The sequence below is a fragment of the Aerococcus sp. HMSC10H05 genome (genome assembly GCF_001806975.1).
Classification (GTDB): domain Bacteria; phylum Bacillota; class Bacilli; order Lactobacillales; family Aerococcaceae; genus Aerococcus; species Aerococcus viridans_B.
Window position 1 is genome coordinate 36,093 of sequence record NZ_KV786984.1, and the last position, 18,799, is coordinate 54,891.

The 18,799-nt window shown below is 37.8% G+C and carries 19 protein-coding genes; 1 reads left to right on the plus strand and 18 read right to left on the minus strand.

Translation table 11 applies throughout. The annotated features are described in order from the left end of the window. From HMPREF3116_RS08755 to HMPREF3116_RS05120, 18 genes are all read right to left on the minus strand, one after another. Positions 1–629, minus strand: a 629-nt coding sequence (locus HMPREF3116_RS08755; protein ID WP_148129219.1) for a transposase family protein, incomplete at its 3' end; no start/stop codon positions are given. Positions 630–793: 164 nt separating this feature from the next. Continuing rightward, positions 794–1,615: a pur operon repressor gene (gene purR / locus HMPREF3116_RS05040; protein WP_070468103.1), complete on the minus strand. Its 822-nt coding sequence runs from the start codon at positions 1,613–1,615 to the stop codon at positions 794–796. A gap of 161 nt (positions 1,616–1,776) precedes the next feature. After that, positions 1,777–2,577 carry a metal ABC transporter permease gene (locus tag HMPREF3116_RS05045; protein ID WP_083272771.1) on the minus strand — a complete coding sequence of 267 codons (801 nt, stop codon included), beginning with the start codon at positions 2,575–2,577 and terminating at the stop codon, positions 1,777–1,779. Next, positions 2,535–3,230 carry a metal ABC transporter ATP-binding protein gene (locus HMPREF3116_RS05050; RefSeq protein ID WP_070468105.1) on the minus strand — a complete coding sequence of 232 codons (696 nt, stop codon included), beginning with the start codon at positions 3,228–3,230 and terminating at the stop codon, positions 2,535–2,537. Before HMPREF3116_RS05050 ends, HMPREF3116_RS05045 begins: the two co-directional genes overlap by 43 nt. 25 nt (positions 3,231–3,255) lie before the next feature. After that, the gene (locus HMPREF3116_RS05055) at positions 3,256–4,257 is read right to left on the minus strand and encodes a metal ABC transporter solute-binding protein, Zn/Mn family (protein ID WP_070468106.1); all 1,002 of its coding nucleotides are present in this window, start codon (positions 4,255–4,257) and stop codon (positions 3,256–3,258) included. A gap of 148 nt (positions 4,258–4,405) precedes the next feature. Then, complete coding sequence (ispE, locus tag HMPREF3116_RS05060) at positions 4,406–5,287, minus strand: 4-(cytidine 5'-diphospho)-2-C-methyl-D-erythritol kinase (protein ID WP_070468107.1); 882 nt, start codon at positions 5,285–5,287, stop codon at positions 4,406–4,408. A gap of 158 nt (positions 5,288–5,445) precedes the next feature. Then, a complete protein-coding gene (locus HMPREF3116_RS05065; protein ID WP_003143068.1) occupies positions 5,446–5,679 on the minus strand; it encodes a Veg family protein in 234 nt (77 codons plus the stop codon). A 120-nt stretch (positions 5,680–5,799) separates the two neighbouring features. Next, positions 5,800–6,696 (minus strand): 16S rRNA (adenine(1518)-N(6)/adenine(1519)-N(6))-dimethyltransferase RsmA, encoded by an 897-nt coding sequence (gene rsmA, locus HMPREF3116_RS05070; RefSeq protein WP_070468108.1) that lies wholly within the window; start codon positions 6,694–6,696, stop codon positions 5,800–5,802. A 9-nt stretch (positions 6,697–6,705) separates the two neighbouring features. Further along, complete coding sequence (gene rnmV / locus HMPREF3116_RS05075) at positions 6,706–7,305, minus strand: ribonuclease M5 (RefSeq protein ID WP_070468109.1); 600 nt, start codon at positions 7,303–7,305, stop codon at positions 6,706–6,708. Between the two features lie 9 nt (positions 7,306–7,314). After that, positions 7,315–8,112, minus strand: coding sequence for a TatD family hydrolase (locus tag HMPREF3116_RS05080; protein ID WP_070468110.1), 798 nt, complete (start codon positions 8,110–8,112; stop codon positions 7,315–7,317). Positions 8,113–8,173: 61 nt separating this feature from the next. Continuing rightward, entirely contained in the window at positions 8,174–10,192 is a 2,019-nt protein-coding gene (gene metG / locus HMPREF3116_RS05085; RefSeq protein ID WP_070468111.1) for a methionine--tRNA ligase, read from the minus strand. A gap of 170 nt (positions 10,193–10,362) precedes the next feature. Next, positions 10,363–10,878 carry a C40 family peptidase gene (locus tag HMPREF3116_RS05090; RefSeq protein WP_070468112.1) on the minus strand — a complete coding sequence of 172 codons (516 nt, stop codon included), beginning with the start codon at positions 10,876–10,878 and terminating at the stop codon, positions 10,363–10,365. Between the two features lie 185 nt (positions 10,879–11,063). Further along, positions 11,064–12,329 carry a tyrosine--tRNA ligase gene (gene tyrS, locus HMPREF3116_RS05095; protein WP_070468113.1) on the minus strand — a complete coding sequence of 422 codons (1,266 nt, stop codon included), beginning with the start codon at positions 12,327–12,329 and terminating at the stop codon, positions 11,064–11,066. Positions 12,330–12,716: 387 nt separating this feature from the next. Next, complete coding sequence (locus HMPREF3116_RS05100) at positions 12,717–12,896, minus strand: hypothetical protein (protein ID WP_070468114.1); 180 nt, start codon at positions 12,894–12,896, stop codon at positions 12,717–12,719. 52 nt (positions 12,897–12,948) lie between these two features. Next, on the minus strand, positions 12,949–13,629 hold the full coding sequence (locus tag HMPREF3116_RS05105) for an NAD(P)H-dependent oxidoreductase (protein WP_070468115.1): 681 nt from the start codon (positions 13,627–13,629) through the stop codon (positions 12,949–12,951). A 99-nt stretch (positions 13,630–13,728) separates the two neighbouring features. Beyond that, complete coding sequence (locus tag HMPREF3116_RS05110; protein WP_070468116.1) at positions 13,729–15,264, minus strand: AbgT family transporter; 1,536 nt, start codon at positions 15,262–15,264, stop codon at positions 13,729–13,731. 196 nt (positions 15,265–15,460) lie between these two features. Beyond that, complete coding sequence (locus HMPREF3116_RS05115; protein ID WP_070468117.1) at positions 15,461–16,066, minus strand: cyclodeaminase/cyclohydrolase family protein; 606 nt, start codon at positions 16,064–16,066, stop codon at positions 15,461–15,463. Between the two features lie 54 nt (positions 16,067–16,120). Next, the gene (locus HMPREF3116_RS05120; RefSeq protein WP_070468118.1) at positions 16,121–16,816 is read right to left on the minus strand and encodes a DUF554 domain-containing protein; all 696 of its coding nucleotides are present in this window, start codon (positions 16,814–16,816) and stop codon (positions 16,121–16,123) included. Positions 16,817–17,023: 207 nt separating this feature from the next. Here HMPREF3116_RS05120 and glnA point away from each other — a divergent pair, with 207 nt between their 5' ends. Next, positions 17,024–18,358, plus strand: coding sequence for a type I glutamate--ammonia ligase (gene glnA, locus HMPREF3116_RS05125; protein WP_070468119.1), 1,335 nt, complete (start codon positions 17,024–17,026; stop codon positions 18,356–18,358). The last annotated feature ends 441 nt before the right edge of the window (positions 18,359–18,799 follow it).

The following is an 18,799-nucleotide window of genomic DNA, read 5'->3' on the forward strand; positions in this document are numbered from 1 at the left end:
TAGGCAAAAAAGTAATCACGTAGCTTGAATTTCCTGCGATCTCCCAACACATCAACGATCTGTGAATTCGTATTATCTATAAACACAAAGCTCATATTTCCTTCGGCATGCTTTACACCTTTGAATTCATCGAAAGCAATATGCTCTGGTAATGCATCGAAGATGCTAGGTTTAAGATCCTTACCAGTACCATCAATTACCCGTTGAACTGTATGATCAGAGACATTACATGCCTCAGCGATATGTTTAAGGGTCAAAGCATTGGTTGCAAAGTCTAATACCATCTGTTTAACGCGCTTAGAAATAAAACAGTAATCACCGACTATCTCTGATTTAGCAGTGAAGTAGCTATCGCATTCTCTACAGTGATAGCGTTGCTTGCTTAATTCAAAGTAAGCAGGTAACCCTGATATCTTTGTTAGCGTAATTCTTGATTTTTTAGATCCATTCTTAACGATACTATTTCCTCGTTTAACACAGCCGCAGGCTGGACAATACTGAGGATTTACATCTAACTTGCCGAAATAGATTAGTGACTTTATATTCTTAACAATCATTTCTTCAACGTTATCCTCAAAAATAATATTTTCATCTTTCAATTGTAACGTGGTATTGATAAACTTATTCATACGGGGAATCTCCTATCTTATCATGGTTGTCGTTAACTATATGATAATGGAGATTCCTCTTTTTTTGTAAAAAAAAAGAACCAATGACTTTTTTTAAAAGTCATCAGTCCTATATATTGTAGAGCCCATTTTCCTAATTCGTCTATAGGCCTTTATCTGGTTATTTAGTCTTTAAACATTGTACCTAGTGTTAGTTCAAATCCTTTAGCGAATGATGGATCTTTTTGTACTTTAATCAATGATTGGTAGTCAAAGTCGATTTCGCGGTCCGGTGTATCAGACTCACATAATACAGCAATCCCTGCACATGTTGAGTTGAATTCTTTTAACATTGAATTCATCCCGGTAATCGTCCCTCCACCATTCAAGAAATCATCAATGACTAATACGTGTGAACCTTGTGGTAGTGAAGACTTTGTTAATTCCATTTTTTCTACACGACTTGTACCTTTTGTAGCATAGTTAATAGAAACTGTTGAGCCTTCTGTTACTTTTGAATCACGACGTACAATGACAAATGGTATATTCAAGTATAATGCAACCATCTGTGCAATTGGTACACCTTTTGTGGCAATTGTCATGATGGCAGTCGCTTTTGATTCTGCATAGTAGCTTGCAATAATCTTACCAATTTTACGTAATTGATCTGGGTCACTTAATAGGTCTGTTAAGTAGAAATAACCACCTGGCAAAATCCGATCATCTGCGGCTTCTAATTGGTAAATCAAGTTCTCAACTTCTACAACTGCTTCTTCTTCTGACATCATTGGAATATATATGACACCACCAGCAGCTCCAGCTACAGTTTCGATTCTTCCAAATCCACTTAATTCAAATTGTTCTTTTAAAATTGTCAAATCTTCAGAAATGGATGATTTCGCTGATTCATAACGTGACACAAAAAATGTTAAAGAAACCAACTTATGTGGATGGGATAATAAATATTGTGTCATGTCCACTAGACGCGGGCTACGTTTGATTTTCATATAGTCCAACCTTTCAAATTCTTCTTGTATTGATATTCATTATATATTGAATTTATCCAATATGAAAGGAAAATTTGTCATAATGTTCGTTTATTTTTTCTAAAACATAAAAAAATGAGCCAATTCATATATGAACTAGCTCATTTTCTAAACATTCGTAATTAGCCTTTAGTGATTTTAAGAAAACCACTCTCAATGATAAATAATATAACAAATATCCCTACAATGGTTGCACCTGGTGGTGTATCCAGATAATAAGACATTGTCAGTCCAGTAAACATGCCAAACATGGCGATAATAATGCCCACTATGATGACTGAATCAAAATTTTTCATCAGTCGAAGTGCAATTGCTGCAGGCATAACAATAATCGCGGATACTAGTAAGGAACCGGCAATTGGCATAATCAAAGCAATGGCCATACCCGTAATAATTGAAAAGATAACTGAAATAAATCGAACAGGTAATCCTGCAGTATAGGCCGTATTTTCATCAAATGAAATTAAATATAAAGGTCGTTTAAAAATTAAGTAACCAGCTGAGATAAAAATAGCTAAACCAACTAAAATATATACTTGTAAAGATGAAACCGTCACAATTGAACCAAACAGGTAAGCATTAACTGATGCAGCTGAATTCACCTGATTCAAAAGTAATAAAGCTAAGGCCATGCCCCCTGACATCATCATAGCTACGGAAATATCAGAGTAATTGGCATAAATTACCCGTAAATATTCTAAGATTAAAGCTGCTGCTGCCACAAATAAGATTGTTGTAATTGTTGGCTCTACACTAAGTAGATAACCAAACGCAACCCCAGCTAATGAAATATGGGCTAAAGTATCCGCCATTAATGATTGCTTACGCATAATTAATAGTAAACCTAGAATTGGGGAAATAAAGGAAATAGCAGTTGCGGCTATGAATGCCCGTCCCATGAACTCATACTGAAACATCTCCAAGGCGAATTCTCCTCTCTTACTAAATGAATCCTTTTATCGTAATAATCATCTATAATATTGTCATCATGGGTAACCATTAGAATAGCTTTCCCATGTTTCTCTGTATTGTGTCGTAATAAATCATAGAAAGCCGCTCGAGATTTCTTATCCATTCCGGTAGTTGGCTCATCTAATATAAATAAATCGGGGTCAGTCGCAAAGATGCGAGCTAAGCCTATTCGTTGTTTTTGTCCACCAGAAAGATCACCAATTTTTTTATCGCGTTGCTCTTCCATACCTACTGATTTTAAAGCCCTCTCGATATGTAATTTGTCATTTTCATCTAGTTTTTTAAACCAACGATCTTGTTGGAAACGGCCAGACGCTACGAATTCATACACTGTACTTGGAAAGCCTGCATTAAAGCTGTTTAAAGTTTGAGGTACATAGCCTACCTGTAATTTTTGTCCAGCTGCATTGGTTTTAGAAATCTTGGCAGTGCCTTGGTCAGGTGATAAAAGACCAAGTATATTACGTAATAAGGTTGATTTTGCTGCGCCGTTTTCCCCAGTTAAGATGACGAATTCTCCCTGATCTACGGTAAAGGAAATATCATTTAATACGGGTTCCTTGTCCCAGGAAAAACCTAAATTCTTTACTTCTATATAATGCATCGTATCCCTCCTTTATTTTCTATATTTAAATATCTTTTTGGATGCCCTTTGCCAAACTCTCTAAATTAGCTTTCATTACTGCAATAAAACCGTCCCCATCTGCTGGATACTGGCTGGTATCAGCACGCTCCATTGACTGTAATTCACCAACATTTCCGTCTATTTCTGAAGCAATTGTTGTAGCAATTTCAGTAGCGCCACCAGTTTGTCCATAAATAACAGATATATTGTTTTCTTCCATATAAGAAACGATATCGGCAATACGTTTAGGCGATGGTTCAGCTGAATCTGTTAATCCTGTAACTGCTGCTTGATGTAAACCATAACGATTAGCTAAATATCCAAAGGCAGCATGTTCTGTTAAGAAGGTTTTTGTTTCTGCTGCTTCAAAAATGCTTGCATATTCTTCGTGAACAGCCATCATGTCGTTAGCAAATTGTTCAGCATTCTCTTGATAAGTCTCAGCGTTATCAGGATCTGCTTCTGTTAACGCATTAGCAATCGTCCGCGTTTCAGCCACTGCATTTACCGGATCCAGCCAAGTATGTGGGTCCGTTTCATGACTATGTCCTTCATGGTCATGGTCTTCTGTTTCTTGGTGGGCCTCATCCGAATGTGTGTCCTCTGTTGTTTCACCTACTGTTTCGACATCACCATCGATCAACTCGATATCTGAAGCAGCTTTGATGATCGTTAAATCAGGATTATCAATCGATTCAAGTAAGGTTGGTACAAACGTCTCCATATCCTCACTATTATATACAAAGACATCTGCTTCATTTAACGTCGCAATATCTCGAGCACTTGGTTCATATTCATGCGCATCTGCATTTTCCATCATCACTGTCACACCAGCATCCTGCCCAACTACCGCATTGGTTAGTGCTTGCATTGGGTAAAAGGTGGTCACAATCTTTAAGCTAGCTTCATCATTTGTGTTTGATGTCCCTTGGTGATTACTACAGGCCGCTAAAAAAGTAATTGCTGTTAAGGCAAGTACACCAAGTATACGTGTCAATTTATTCACAATTTTCTCCTTTTCAAATGACTATTGATATCAACACTAAACCAAAATAAATCGTAACCGGTACGATTTGACAAAAGCTAATATAGCACACTTACAAAAAGCTAGCAAGTAAAAAAGTCGAGTTCTAGCTCGACCTTTTCCTTAACATTTATTTGTCTCTGAATGCTTCATTTATTTCAGGCATTACTCGTACCATATAAACTTCTTTGCAAAAACCTCTTAAAGCGTTATAGATGCGTTGACCTCGGCTATGAACTTGTGTAAAACCAATAATCGTTGGCCCTGAACCAGACATGGTTACCCCATCTGCACCAAAATGGTGCATTTGTTTTTTTAATTGGGCCAATTGTGGATGTTGATTAAACGTCACTGACTCTAATGAATTACCAATTGCAGCCATAAGGTCCTCATAAGACCCAGACTCTAGCGCTTTCAATACTTTTGGTGCATTCGGTTCATAGTTCAAACGTTCAATTTCTAATTGCTTGAAAATCTTTCGGGTAGAAACTGAAATAGCCGGTTTCGCTAGGATAACCCAACATTTAGGTATCGGTTGAATTTGGCGGATTTTTTCTCCACGACCTTCCACTAAAGCCGTTCCACCTGCAATCGAATAAGCTACATCAGATCCAACTTGGTTTGCCAATGTCTGTAATTCATTCAAAGGTAAGTGGATATCCCACAAAGTATTCAGCTTCCGAAATACCGCTGCCGCATCCGTTGAGCCACCACCTAATCCTGCTGCGACCGGGATTCGCTTATCGATAGAAATATGTACACCTGTTTTAATATTCCCTAGTTTTTTCATTAGCTGAGCCGCTTGATAAGCATGATTACGGTTATCCTCTGGCAAAAAAGCACGACTAGTTTCTACAATAATTTTATCTTCTGGAATCAACTCAAAAGTAAGGTAATCAGATAAATCAATAGATGCCATTACCATTGCCACTTCATGATAGTTGTCTGAGCGACGAAATAATATATCTTGAGCAAGGTTGATTTTTGCCGGTGCTACTTCTCCATCCATCATAAGCAAACCTCCCATCCTATATTTTCCCGTGTAATTATCAATAAGTTTACCAAAAATATCACAGATTAAAAAGAAAAAACCACAATACCAAGCACTCAACTAGTGAAGCTAGATACTGACGGTTTTTAATGTCGTATAATATATATGATTTCAATCGCTTATTCGAATTCGATTTCGACTGACTCAGTTAACACATCGGAATAACTATAGCAGATGCGTTCGAATTTATTTTCCTCTTGGTCTAATTCAACCACGAAAACAGCAGGGAAAGTGTCGCTAAGCACCCCTTGGCGTTTCATCACGCGTTTGCGACCAATCTGTTGCGTTAGATGGACGCGTTCACCGATTTTTCCTTCAAGTTCAGCTTTAATAGTTGCAATATTATTTGGCATGCCCTCACCTCTCTACTTTATAGTATATCATAAAATGCAAGGGAATTAAATACCATTTTTGTCTTTTATTGTCAAGAAGTATAACTAAAAAAATTCGGTATATTTTTAGGTTAAATCATCTTAGTCTTGGAAGACTAAGTCGTGTTGATATAGCGCGTCTGCTAGGCGTCCAAAATCAGCAATTGTCAATGTCTCTGCTCGTTGTTTTTGGTCAATACCAGCAACCTCAAGTGACTTTAACATCTTTTCTACAACGGCTTCATCTTTACCGAATGCTGCACGTAAGTTATTCCAAATGGTCTTACGACGTTGTTTGAAGCTTGAACGTACTAAATGGAAGAAGAAGGCTTCGTTCTGCACATGAATTCGTGGTTTGTCTAACTTATTTAAGGCCAAGATAGCAGAATCAACATTTGGTTGTGGATTAAAGACCGTCCGAGGTACTGTAAATGCAATTTCCGCATCACAATAATATTGGATAGCAACTGAAAGTGACCCGTACGCTTTTGTACCTGGTGCTGCCGTTAACCGTTCTGCCACCTCTTTTTGCATCATCAAGATAAACTGATCAAAGTGGAAGCTTGCTTCAAGTAGATTGAAGATAATGGGTGTTGTAATATAATACGGTAAATTTGCTACTACTACCGTACGGTCTGCAGGCGGAAATGCTGCCATTGTGGCATTCAAGTCGGCTTCCAAGATGTCTTGATGTTTAATGGTCACATTGTCATATGCACTCAAGGTATCGGCTAAAACTGGTAATAAGCGTTGATCAATTTCAAAAGCTAAGACTTCCTTAGCATTAATAGCTAAAAACTCTGTTAAAGCGCCTATACCTGGTCCAATTTCAATTGCATTCGTATCTTTATCCACCCCTGCTACATCAATCATATGTTGTAGAATTTGTGGTTCAGTTAAGAAGTTTTGCCCTAGTGATTTTTTGGCATCCAAATTGAATTTTTTTAGAATAGCACCCGTTCTTGATGGCGTTGCGATATATTTAAATGGTTCATTCATATTTTTCACCTATTTCTTTTGGTAATTTTCTAGTACCTTTGCTACTTGGTCTAAAGATATTTGGAAAAGGGCCAATCGTTTCGCAAGCTGTTTACCATTTACATAACCTAAATGTAGTTGACTAGATAGATACGCTCTACGGTCTTTTGCATCCGGTGTCCCAATCAATCGTAAAGCCATCAAATCTTTTTTTGCAATTGGTGTTAAGTCATGGCTTGCTGAACTATCCGCCAACTGGTAAACATTCGCCAAGGCATTTTCAATTGCTAAATCAGACGCATGCTCTACCCCTAAACTACCTTTATGATGTGGTTTAGCTTCAGACCGTTCAATAAAAGCATGTTGGACTCCTGGTACAGCATCAACCACCGCTTGCCGTATTTTCGTCCCGGAAATATCTGGATCGGTAAAGACGATGACACCATGAAGTTCCTGTGCCTGTTTGATTTCATGCAATGTGGCCTGGTCAACAGCAGATCCATTCGTTTCAATGGTCGTTACATCATACAGACGTTTTAATCGTTGGGTATCTGATTTTCCTTCAACGACAATGACCTGTTTAATCACTTTCTTTTCATTTGTTGGTGTTCGCTTACTGTCAGTAGTCATATCACGCCACTACTTTCTCTTCACTAGTGCTTGACCATCAAAATCAAGCGCAAATAAATCTAGGGCATTTTGGAAAGTTTGTGCTTCAAAATCTGCTATCGCGCTTTCACGTGTTGCTGCCAATGTTTCTGCTACATAAGCTACAAATGCAGACTCATTGCGTTTACCGCGTTTGGGTACAGGCGCTAAATATGGTGAATCCGTTTCAATCAAAAGCTTGTCATCCGGTACCAGTTTAGCCGCTTCACGAACTTCTACTGTCTTTTTAAAGGTCGCTACACCAGAGAAGGAGATATGCATACCTAAGTCTAAGAATTTCTCAACCCATTCCGGTGTCTCACCAAAAGAATGCATGATACCACCGAAGTCGCCCACTTTTTCTTCTTTTAAAATGCGGTAACAATCAGCCGTCGCCTCTCTATTATGGATGACAATAGGTAAATGAAACTCTCTAGCGATGGCTAATTGACGACGAAAGACCTTTTCTTGCACTTCACGAGGACTTGTGTCCCAGTAATAGTCTAATCCCGTTTCTCCAACAGCAACTACACGGTCGTCTTCTAAGTTAGAGAGTAGATATTTTTCAGCCTCAACATTATAATCCACTGCTTCTGTTGGATGCCAACCGTAGATGCCTACCATATCCCCATTTGCCTTTGTCATTTCTTTGGCACGGTTAATCGTATGATAGTTAAATCCTACTAAAGCAAAACCTTTTACCCCGGCATGTCTCGCTCGAATAATGGTTTCTTCTCGATCCTCATCAAAATCATCTACATTTAAATGTGTATGTGTATCAAATAACATATATTTCCCTTCTTTACTTAGAAAAAGGGGCTGTGACAACAGCCCCTTAATCACATTAGCATTAAGCTATTTCACTACCATTTTCTGCGTTTTCAGGCGCAAATACAACTTGTAGTTTACCATCGTGTTCTGCAGAAAGGATCATCCCCTGAGAGATCTCTCCCTTCATTTTACGTGGTTTCAAGTTTGCAATAATACAAACTTTTTTACCGATTAAGACACTTGGATCTGGATAGAATTCACGAATACCAGATAAGATTTGACGATGTCCTTTGTCACCTGCATCCAATCGGAATTTCAATAATTTATCTGCCCCTTCAACAAAGTCTGCATCAATGACTTCTGCTACTTTGATTTCAACTTTATCAAATACATCATACTTGATTTGTTTGTCCTTAGTAGAAATTAATTCAGTTTCTTCCGGATTAAAACTTTCTGCTTCCTCTTCATCCTCACCAGGTTTTGTAGCTGCCATTTGTGCTTGAATATAAGCGACCTCTTCATCATGGTCTAGACGCGGGAAGATTGGTTGCCCTTTTTCAACTACTTTAATTGTCTCTGGGTATAAAGCAACTTTAGCATTTTCAAACCCTGCATTTTCAGCGAAATCTAAGCCTAACTGTTCAAAGATATTCGCTGGTGTTTCAACCATAACTGGTTGAATTAAGATCGCAATAATACGTAATGAATCCACTAAATGGTACATTACTGACTGTAATTTTTCAGCTTCTGCTTCATCTTTAGCTAGAATCCAAGGTGCTGTTTCATCAATATATTTGTTGGTACGTGAGATGATTTCCCATACGTGGTCTAAAGCTACACTAAATTGCAAGTCATCCATTGCTTGGTGGTAAGCAGCTACTTCAGACGCAATACATGCTTCTAATGGTGCATCAAAGTCCGTTACTTGACCTGGGTATGCCCCCACTTGACCTCCCAAGTATTTATTTACCATAGAAATCGTACGGTTTAATAAATTCCCTAAGTCATTTGCTAAGTCATAGTTAATGCGGTTGATAAAGTTATCTGGTGTAAATACCCCATCTGAACCAAATTTCACTTCACGCATTAAGTAATAGCGCAATGCATCCAAACCGTACCGTTCTACTAACATTTCTGGATATACGACATTCCCTTTAGATTTAGACATTTTACCATCTTGCATTAATAACCATCCGTGCCCAAAGATTTGTTTTGGTAGCGGCAAGTCTAAAGCCATCAGCATAATTGGCCAATAAATCGTATGGAAACGTACAATTTCTTTTCCTACAAAGTGAATATTTGCTGGCCAGAATTTTTTAAAGTTTTCAGCATCCACATTAGGATATCCTAATGCTGTAATATAGTTTGCTAAAGCATCGATCCAAACGTAAACAACGTGTTTAGGATTAGATTTAACCGGTATTCCCCAATTGAAAGACGTACGTGAAACCGCTAAGTCCTCTAGTCCTGGTTTAATAAAGTTATTGATCATTTCATTTTTACGCGTTTCAGGTTGGATAAATGAAGGATTTTCTTCATAGTATTGTAAAAGACGGTCTGCATACTTGCTCATTCTAAAGAAGTAAGATTCTTCTTTTACTAACTCTACATCATGACCAGATGGTGCTTTACCCCCGATTACTTTGCCATTTTCATCCTTATAAACTTCTGCTAATTGTGTTTCAGTAAAGAATTCTTCATCAGATACTGAATACCAACCTTCATATTCACCTAAGTAAATATCGCCTTGTGCTAATAAACGCTCAAAAATCGCTTGAATCGCTTCAACGTGTTGTTTGCTTGAAGTACGCATAAAAATATCATTTGAAATTTTCATTGTCTGCCATAATTCTTGCATACCTGCAGCCATACCATCAACGTATTCTTGAGGTGAGATACCTTGTTCTGCTGCTTTTTGTTGAATTTTTTGCCCGTGCTCATCTGCACCAGTTAAAAACATCACATCAAAGCCATTCGCACGTTTATAGCGTGCAAGTGTATCAGATGCGACAGTAGTATATGTATTCCCGATATGTAATTTACCACTTGGGTAGTAAATCGGTGTCGTAATATAAAATGTTTCTTTATTTTCAGCCACGAATGAGTGCCCCCTAATATTTGTCTATTCTCGTTCCGTAATAGTATATCATAATTCAGCAGTATTTTAAGGGGAACGTCGACATTTACTATCAGTCGTGTTTTGATCAAATGATATTGCTTTCTATATTTATTCAAGTGTTTGATGAAGAGATTGGCGAACTAAGTCTTTTAATTGAATATTACACGATTAGCGAATTGTGGTGAAAATCGATTAACATGACCATAAGTAACCCTTTTCCCTGGACTGGGTGCGTGTAAATAATAACCATCCGCTAGTGCCAGGGCAACATGGTAGACTTGTCCATCTTCTTCAAAGAAATAAAGGTCTCCCGGTTGAACTTGATCAAGCGCAATGCGTTCACCAATGTATTGCTGCTGGTGAGTAGTTCTAGGCATATAGATCCCATTATTCTTAAAAACATATTCGATCAAACCAGAACAGTCAAATCCAGACAGATCATTGCCACCCCATATATAAGGTATGCCGATTAGGTCAGTAGCAGTCAAAATGACGTTTTGCCGTTTAGTGTTTGTATCGTAAACTTGGCTGCTTACTTGTTGGTCAGCTGGAATTGTCCCTATGTTTACCTTACTTTTGGCAAAAATAGCTTCTGCTTGGAAGCTGGTGTACATCAATATACAAATACAAGTCAACAAGAATAATGGTCGTCTTTTAATAAACAATATAATCACTCCTCTTATTACTATATACGCATAAATAAGGTTAATCTCGACAAACCAAAGCTCTTGTGACTGTAAGTTTTACTAAGCGTTTTAAAGAGATTTTTACGTATACGAAACCACATAAAAATGTATTAAAAAAAGACCTGGAACAGTGTCCAAGTCTTAGCGCAAAAATATATAATGGTTTATGCGTCCTCGATAGTTACTAAGAAATATTTTTTCTTACCACGACGGACAACAATATATTTACCTTCAATTGCGTCTGCAGATGAGATTTCGTAGTCAACGTCTTGTATACGTTGGCCGTTGACGTAAATGGCACCATTGTTAATGTCTTCACGTGATTGACGACGTGAGCTTTCAATTCCAGCATCTACTAGCCAAACTGCTAAGTTGTTCGCCTCTTTTGGCATGGTTGATCCTGGCATATTTTTAAAACCTTGCTCAATTTGTTTTGCAGATAAGTCAGCAATATTTCCTTGGAATAAAGCGTCAGTAATCGTTTGCGCATCTTGAAGACCAGCTTCACCATGAACAAAGGTTGTCATTTCTTCTGCTAGACGACGTTGTGCTTCGCGTTTTTCTGGTTCAGTGGCAACCTTTTCTTCTAAAGCATCGATTTCTTCTTTACTTAGGAAAGTGAAGTACTTCAAGTATTTCACTACATCTGCATCATTTTGGTTTAACCAGAATTGGTAGAACTCGTATGGTGAAGTTTTTTCTGGATCTAACCAAATTGCACCACCAGCTGTCTTACCAAATTTTGTACCATCAGATTTCAACATCAATGGGATTGTTAATCCAAAAGCCTTGGTATCTGCACCGGCTTCTTTACGGATTAATTCTAAACCTGAGGTAATATTCCCCCATTGATCTGCACCACCAATTTGTAAACGCACGTCTTCATTCTCAAATAAGTGTAAGTAGTCCATTGATTGTAAAATTTGGTATGAGAATTCTGTAAATGAAATCCCTGTTTCTAGACGCGATGCCACGATATCTTTTCTAATCATCGTATTCACATTGAAACGTTTCCCGATATTACGCAAGAAATCAAGCAAGGTCATGTTTTTTGTCCAGTCATAGTTATTTACCATACGGAAATCTGCATCTTTTTCTTTCAAGAACAAGTTTTCCATTTGACTAGCTAGTTTACGCGCATTATTTTCTACTTGTTCCATTGTTTGTAGGTTTCGCTCTTCTGATTTACCTGATGGGTCTCCAATTGAACCCGTAGCGCCACCGATTAAGATCACTGGACGATGACCTGCTAATTGGAATCGTTTCAGGACCATAAATGGAATTAAGTGACCGATATGTAAAGAGTCACCAGTTGGGTCTACCCCACAGTATAAGCTAATTTTATTGTCTTCAATATATGCTTTTAAACCTTCTTCATCCGTTTGTTGGTTGATAGCACCACGCCATTCTAATTCTTCAATAATGTTCATTTTTTCACTCCTATTACTATTTATTTAAATAAAAAAAGTCCCTGTCATAAGCACTTCCAATTGGAAAAGCCTAGACAGGGACGATCAATTACCGTGTTACCACCCAAATTGTTATAAACACCTGGTTTATAACCACTCATTGTGCGTTATCGGGCACTAGCCGGCGGAATCTTTATGACTATGTGTAATTCACCATCAATCCTTGACTAGTTTGCACCCTCCACTAGCTCGCTTATTACCAGATTAATTGCTACTCCACCAAGATATTGGTGCCATAGTGACTCCCTTGCACAAGATTATTTGCGTATAAAGCATTCGCTTCTCACTGAATTCTATCAAAGTCATCCAATAAGTCAAGCAGTTTAACCCTCTTTTTTAAGGTAAAATTTACCATTCTTCATGATTCCAAGCCAAACCATCTAACTGACCCTGAGCTTGAAATAGGCGTTTATCCGTTTCCGCAATTTCAGCTTTGACCTTTTTTAGTATAGCAATAGTTGTGTAGTCTGTAGCTGTTTCAATTGCTTCATCAATGATTGCCTCTGTCCACTTCAAATTTTTTTCCATATCTTTACTTCGCTCCTTATTCAACGATGCCGCAACAAGCGCTATTTCTCTTTTAACGCCAGCTGGTTTTAGGTAAGTGAGCTTCAATGTCACTCAAATTATCCATTTCCTCCGCCCATTCTGCCGCAACTAATTTTAATTGTTCTTGTAAGGGTTGCTCAAATTCATTGGCAATCAATTCTAATTGGTGAATCAACCAAGCATTACGGTCTACAAATTTAGCTTGTGTTGGTAGTTCTAAGTATTGTCTAAAGCGAACTAAATTATCTTGTTGAATATGTTCTGGTTGATAAGAGTGTTGGGCTAATACAAAGGGGGAAAGATATTTTAAACCTATGGCACGGGCAAATGATTGATAAGGTCGTAACAATTCCGAAATCGTTACATCTTCTCGGCCACCTGCTTGATATTGTCTCAAAGGCACTCCCACTGAAATGATCACACCAAATTCCTTGCCCTTTAAATCTTTACTATAGCTATCCATGAATGTTTTACTAAAAACTTCTTGAATAAAATCAGCAACTAATCCTGGTGCTTGATACCAAAATAAAGGAAACTGCAAAAACCATCTATCTGCTTCTAGGATAGCTTCTTGATAAGCCCTAACATTTTCTTCAATGAATGGTCTTTTAATTTGGACAAAAGGAATCGTATCTGGTCTAGCTTCATATAGGAATTGATGGGAAGCTGATGTTTCCATTTCTGGATGACCACCAAAAATTACACTTGCCATGTATTCGCCAACTTTCTCTTAAATTTTAGTCTCCATATTATATGCCTATTCTACATAAGAAAAGCAGTCTAACCAAGTAGACTGCTTTCAAACATATATTTATAGTGAAACTGGTGAGTTTGGCCCAACTGGTAAACCAAGTAGGAACCATATAATCGCCATGATAATCCAAACGATACCAATTGCGATTGAGTAGGGTAATACGTTTGATATTAAACTACCTAAACCAGATCTTTTATCGTATTTGTATAATACCGAGAGTACAACTGGTATATACGCTTGCATAGGTGTTAGTGGGTTACTAATACCATCACCAATACGGTAAATGACTTGCGTAAATGCAGGATGATAACCTAGTAGCATAAACATTGGTACAAAAATTGGTGCAAAAATGGCCCATTTTGCGGATGCTGAACCAATAAAGAAGTTTACAAACACGGATAATAAAATAAAACCAATGATCAAGACGATACCATTCGCATTTTCAAGTAATCCTGCCCCTGCAATAGCGATAACAGTTCCCATGTTAGACCATGAGAAGTATGCCATCATTTGACTTGAGAAGAAGATAATCACGATAAAACTGCCCATATCCGCCATGGAAGTAGATAATATCCGAGCTAAATCATGTGAATCTTTAACTTGACCAGTCATCTTCCCATAGACAAAACCTGGTACAAAGAACATGATTGTCATAATGACTGTGATACCGTTCATAAATGGTGAATCAGAAATCAATGAGCCAGTTTCAGGGTTGGCCAAGAATGAATTGGGCATCAAAGCTAGAACGGCAACAATAACGATGGTTATTAATAACGACCAGTTTGCATATTTTACTGCTTTCACTTCTTGATCAGATAATGAACCACCCTCGTGAACAGCAGGTAATTCTTCACCCGCAAATTCAGGTTGATATTCCCCCATTTGTGGTAATGAAATCTTTGTCAATACGAAGTAAATTACCGGTACTAATACGAATGTTGATACGAAGATGAAGTAGTAGTTCATCGCAACATTTAGTTCAATATCTGGTAAAATCGTTTGTGCTGCAGATTCTGTAAACGGGAATACCAAAGCATCCGACATACCTAACATGATATTTGCTGCAAAGGCTGCTAGTGAAGATACATATCCTAATACTGCACCAGCCATTGGATTTAAACCAATTTTCAAGAATGTTAAAGCCGCTAATGGTGGCAATACAATTGGACCAGCATCTCCAGCGATATTAGCAATTACACCTGCAAAAATAATAATCAGTAAAATATATTTCTTAGGTGCTTTTTCTACAACATTCGTTAAGACTGCTTCAAAGTAACCAGTCTTCTCTGCCATCCCTACCCCAAGCATAATGACTAATACAGCCGATAAAGCAGGGAAACTTGCAAAGTTCGGCCCGGCTTCTGCTATCATGCGGGCAAAGTATTCACCTGTTAGTAAATTATTTACGGCAACAACTGAATTATCTACCGGATTTACAACCGACACACCAAGCATACTCATCACCCACGATGCTAGGATGACTAGAATACTCAGATAAATAAAAATCATAATCGGTGAAGGCATCTTATTACCCACACGCTCAATACCATTTAGAATCCGAAGTAATCGCGATTCTTTTCCTTTTTCTTCCAACTTGTTTCATCTCTTTTCTTATTGTGATTTTTGCCTATTCTTGCACTATTCTTTTAGAATTATAATGATTTCATTAAATATGTGCAAGTATTTGTTAAATTTTGCCCTATTTCCCTTCGTACCTTGGAAGATAATCTCCATTTTTTCGTAAAAAAAGATCCATATTCAATCTATATGGATCAATTTGTTAGCTTTTTTAACGAGTTGCAACTGTTTCTGTAATTTTATTGATAGCTGTTTCACTTTTTTGGATTAAGTCTTTGCCTTCTTGGTCGAATGCTGTCTGCAAGCTTTCATCTTTCAATAAGAGGACATTTTCTTCGACATTTTCATTAGCGGCTTGAATAGCTGTTTTTAACATAGCTGTGCCAACGGTCACATCCGCCATAACAGACTTACGACCTAAACTAGCCACTTGTGTCATAATTTCTAATGCTGCTGTTGCATGTTGCATGATTTCTAGAGGAACTTCTGTAGCAATTTTTAAACCTGCTTGAATAGCCCGAGTCCGTTCAACCTTTTCTTCCTCAGTGGCTTTTGAAAGTTTAAATGCACCAAAAAGCTGATTAGATGCCTCTTCGTCTCCTTGTACCAAAGTATATAACGCTTGCTGATGAATGGTCATTTGATCAACAAGGCTTGTTAGTAAATCAACATCCGCTCCTGTCTGCTTTTCAATAGTAATATTTAAAACCATATTCCCAAGTGCTGCGCCCATTGAACCGGCATAAGCTGCTGCTGATCCTCCACCAGGTGCTGATTGACTTGAGGCAAGTGCTTCGATATAAGTATACATTTCCATAAAATTTTCTCCTCTATTTTGAATACGCATTGAACGACTTTCTTCTATTATAGCCTAAAATAAGTTGAAAATTGGTATCAAGATTATCGGAATAAACATAGATGGAGAAATATTCATGACTTTAATGTCGGTAATTTGTAGGAGGTTAAAGCCTAACCCCATAATGAGTAAGGATCCTACTGCACCAATTTCTGTAGTCACCATCTCCCCTAATAACGGTGCGATGGATGCAGATAATAGGGATAGTCCGGATTCATAAATCAATAATGGTATAGCCGCAAAAGCTGCACCGATCCCGAGTGTTGACGATATTACAAAGACGAATACGAAATCTAAAATCGACTTGGCATACATCGTGCTATGGTCTAGAAATAAGCCACTTTGTAAGGAGCCAATAATTGCCATAGCACCTACAACGACAAATAAGCTAGCTGATACAAAAGCTTCTTGAAAGGTAGATGCATCACTATTACTGGTAACCTTTTCTTGTAATTTTAAGGCGAGGTGATTAAATTTTCCGTCAAAATCAACTATTTCTCCTATTATAGTGCCTACAACTAATGACAGTACCATAACGATAAGATTTTCTGTTTCAAGTGCACCTTGAACGCCGATAAAAATAACGACCAAGGCAACAGCTGTCATTATCCCTTTTCTAGTATTGTCTTTTAACAAGTGACCAAATGTAGTACCAGCTCTGGCCCCAAATACAATACTGATTGCATTGACTATTGCCCCTAAAATAACCATATTCTTCATCCTCATTTTTTCTTTTTCCATGCATTTCATTATAGCAAATATGAGAATTTTATGTAGTTTATGTGAGATTTTTGTTAATTTCTATTTTTGTGTTATATTTTATAACACAAAACGTTAATTTCTGCTTGCAATCTATTAAAAATAGTTTCATAATACACAAGTAATTAAATTTAGGACGACAAAAAGGAGCAATTTTTTATGCCAACTTGGACAAGAGAAGCAATTTTTGAAGACGCAAAAGAAAAAAATGTACATTTTATTCGCTTAGCTTTTTCGGATGTTAACGGTATCTTAAAAAACGTTGAAATCCCCGTATCACAGCTAGATAAGGCTTTAGATAACGAAATGGCCTTTGATGGTTCTTCTATTGATGGTTTTGTCCGTATTGAAGAAGCTGATATGAAGCTATACCCAGATTTAAATACTTGGACAGTTTTCCCTTGGGGTTCTGATGATAGAAAAGTTGCCATCTTAATTTGTGATATTTACACAACTGAAGGTGAACCATTTGCAGCTGACCCTCGGGGTAATTTAAAACGAGTGGTGAAAAAATTAGATGACTTCGGATTCTCAGCTTTCAACTTAGGTCCTGAACCAGAGTTCTTCTTGTTCAAACTTGCTGAAGATGGCAACCCAACTACGCGCGTAAATGATGTTGGTGGTTACTTTGATGTTGCACCCGTAGACTTAGGTGAAAATTGTCGTCGTGAAATCGTATTAGTCCTTGAAGACCTTGGCTTCGAGGTTGAAGCTTCTCACCATGAGGTTGCTATTGGCCAGCACGAAATTGATTTTAAATACACTGATGTTGTTGATGCTTGTGATAAAATTCAATTATTTAAATTGATCGTTAAAACTGTCGCGCGTAAATACAACTTACATGCTACCTTCATGCCAAAACCAATTTATGGTATTAACGGTTCAGGTATGCACTGTAACATGTCTTTATTTAAAGGAAATGAAAATGTATTCTTTGATGAAAATAGTGAAACACAATTATCTGAAACAGCTATGCAATTTATCGCTGGTATCCTAGAACATGCAAAAGCAATTACCGCTGTGGCTAACCCAATTGTGAACTCATACAAGCGTTTAATTTCTGGCTATGAAGCGCCTGTAAATATTGCATGGTCTACACGTAACCGTTCACCACTTATCCGTATCCCGTCAGCTCGAGGCAAATCTACACGTGTTGAATTACGTTCAGTTGACCCTGCGGCTAACCCATATTTAGCGCTAGCAGCTATCTTAGGTGCGGGTCTTAAGGGTATCGAAGATGAAATGGTTGCACCAGCACCTATTTCTCGTAACGTTTACAAAATGACTGCTGATGAATTAGTAAATGGTGGTATTGATAAATTACCTAACTCATTAGCCCGCGCTTTAGACGAATTAGAATTAGATAGTGTTGTACAAGATGCCCTAGGTGCACATATTACAGCTAATTTTATATCAAGCAAACGTATTGAATGCCAAGAATACTTACAACAAGTAACTGACTGGGAATTAAATACATATTTAGAGCAATACTAATCTAGATAATGAAACACACTTCAAAGAAATTTGAGGTGTGTTTTTCTAAATTCCATAAAAAAGCACATGAACTAGGTAGAAGCCCTCTACACTATGGCTTTCCTAAGTTCGTGTGCTTTTTCTTTATATCGCTTTACACTAGATTTCTCTAGTTACTGGCCTGAACGCCCTGTCTCACATCCTGTAGTTGAGCTTGCACCTCCAGAAAGAACTGCGTTTCAGTTTAGTTTGTAGATGACTATGTCATCTCCTGCACTAACCTTCCAACGGTTTCTTTCTTGGCGTCAGTGCTCGCATCCTGTGTAGTTGAGCTCGTCAGGGCAGACAGGTGTCCGCTTCAGAATAGTTTGCATCACACTTTGTGTGATACGACACTATTCTTCCAGATTCATTGAGCTAAGCGGTCTCGCTCACACCCTGTTTAGTTGGGTTCGCGTCTCC

What these genes read in the sequence shown, in the direction of transcription:
- rsmA (WP_070468108.1), bottom strand. Translation starts at nt 6,696, where the DNA reads ATGAATGAACCATTTAAATATATCGCAACGCCATCAAGAACGGGTGCT.
- HMPREF3116_RS05050 (WP_070468105.1), bottom strand. Translation starts at nt 3,230, where the DNA reads ATGCATTATATAGAAGTAAAGAATTTAGGTTTTTCCTGGGACAAGGAA.
- HMPREF3116_RS05115 (WP_070468117.1), bottom strand. Translation starts at nt 16,066, where the DNA reads ATGGAAATGTATACTTATATCGAAGCACTTGCCTCAAGTCAATCAGCA.
- HMPREF3116_RS05080 (WP_070468110.1), bottom strand. Translation starts at nt 8,112, where the DNA reads ATGTTATTTGATACACATACACATTTAAATGTAGATGATTTTGATGAG.
- tyrS (WP_070468113.1), bottom strand. Translation starts at nt 12,329, where the DNA reads ATGAACATTATTGAAGAATTAGAATGGCGTGGTGCTATCAACCAACAA.
- HMPREF3116_RS05065 (WP_003143068.1), bottom strand. Translation starts at nt 5,679, where the DNA reads ATGCCAAATAATATTGCAACTATTAAAGCTGAACTTGAAGGAAAAATC.
- purR (WP_070468103.1), bottom strand. Translation starts at nt 1,615, where the DNA reads ATGAAAATCAAACGTAGCCCGCGTCTAGTGGACATGACACAATATTTA.
- glnA (WP_070468119.1), top strand. Translation starts at nt 17,024, where the DNA reads ATGCCAACTTGGACAAGAGAAGCAATTTTTGAAGACGCAAAAGAAAAA.
- HMPREF3116_RS05120 (WP_070468118.1), bottom strand. Translation starts at nt 16,816, where the DNA reads ATGGTTATTTTAGGGGCAATAGTCAATGCAATCAGTATTGTATTTGGG.
- HMPREF3116_RS05100 (WP_070468114.1), bottom strand. Translation starts at nt 12,896, where the DNA reads ATGGAAAAAAATTTGAAGTGGACAGAGGCAATCATTGATGAAGCAATT.
- HMPREF3116_RS05105 (WP_070468115.1), bottom strand. Translation starts at nt 13,629, where the DNA reads ATGGCAAGTGTAATTTTTGGTGGTCATCCAGAAATGGAAACATCAGCT.
- rnmV (WP_070468109.1), bottom strand. Translation starts at nt 7,305, where the DNA reads ATGACTACTGACAGTAAGCGAACACCAACAAATGAAAAGAAAGTGATT.
- ispE (WP_070468107.1), bottom strand. Translation starts at nt 5,287, where the DNA reads ATGATGGATGGAGAAGTAGCACCGGCAAAAATCAACCTTGCTCAAGAT.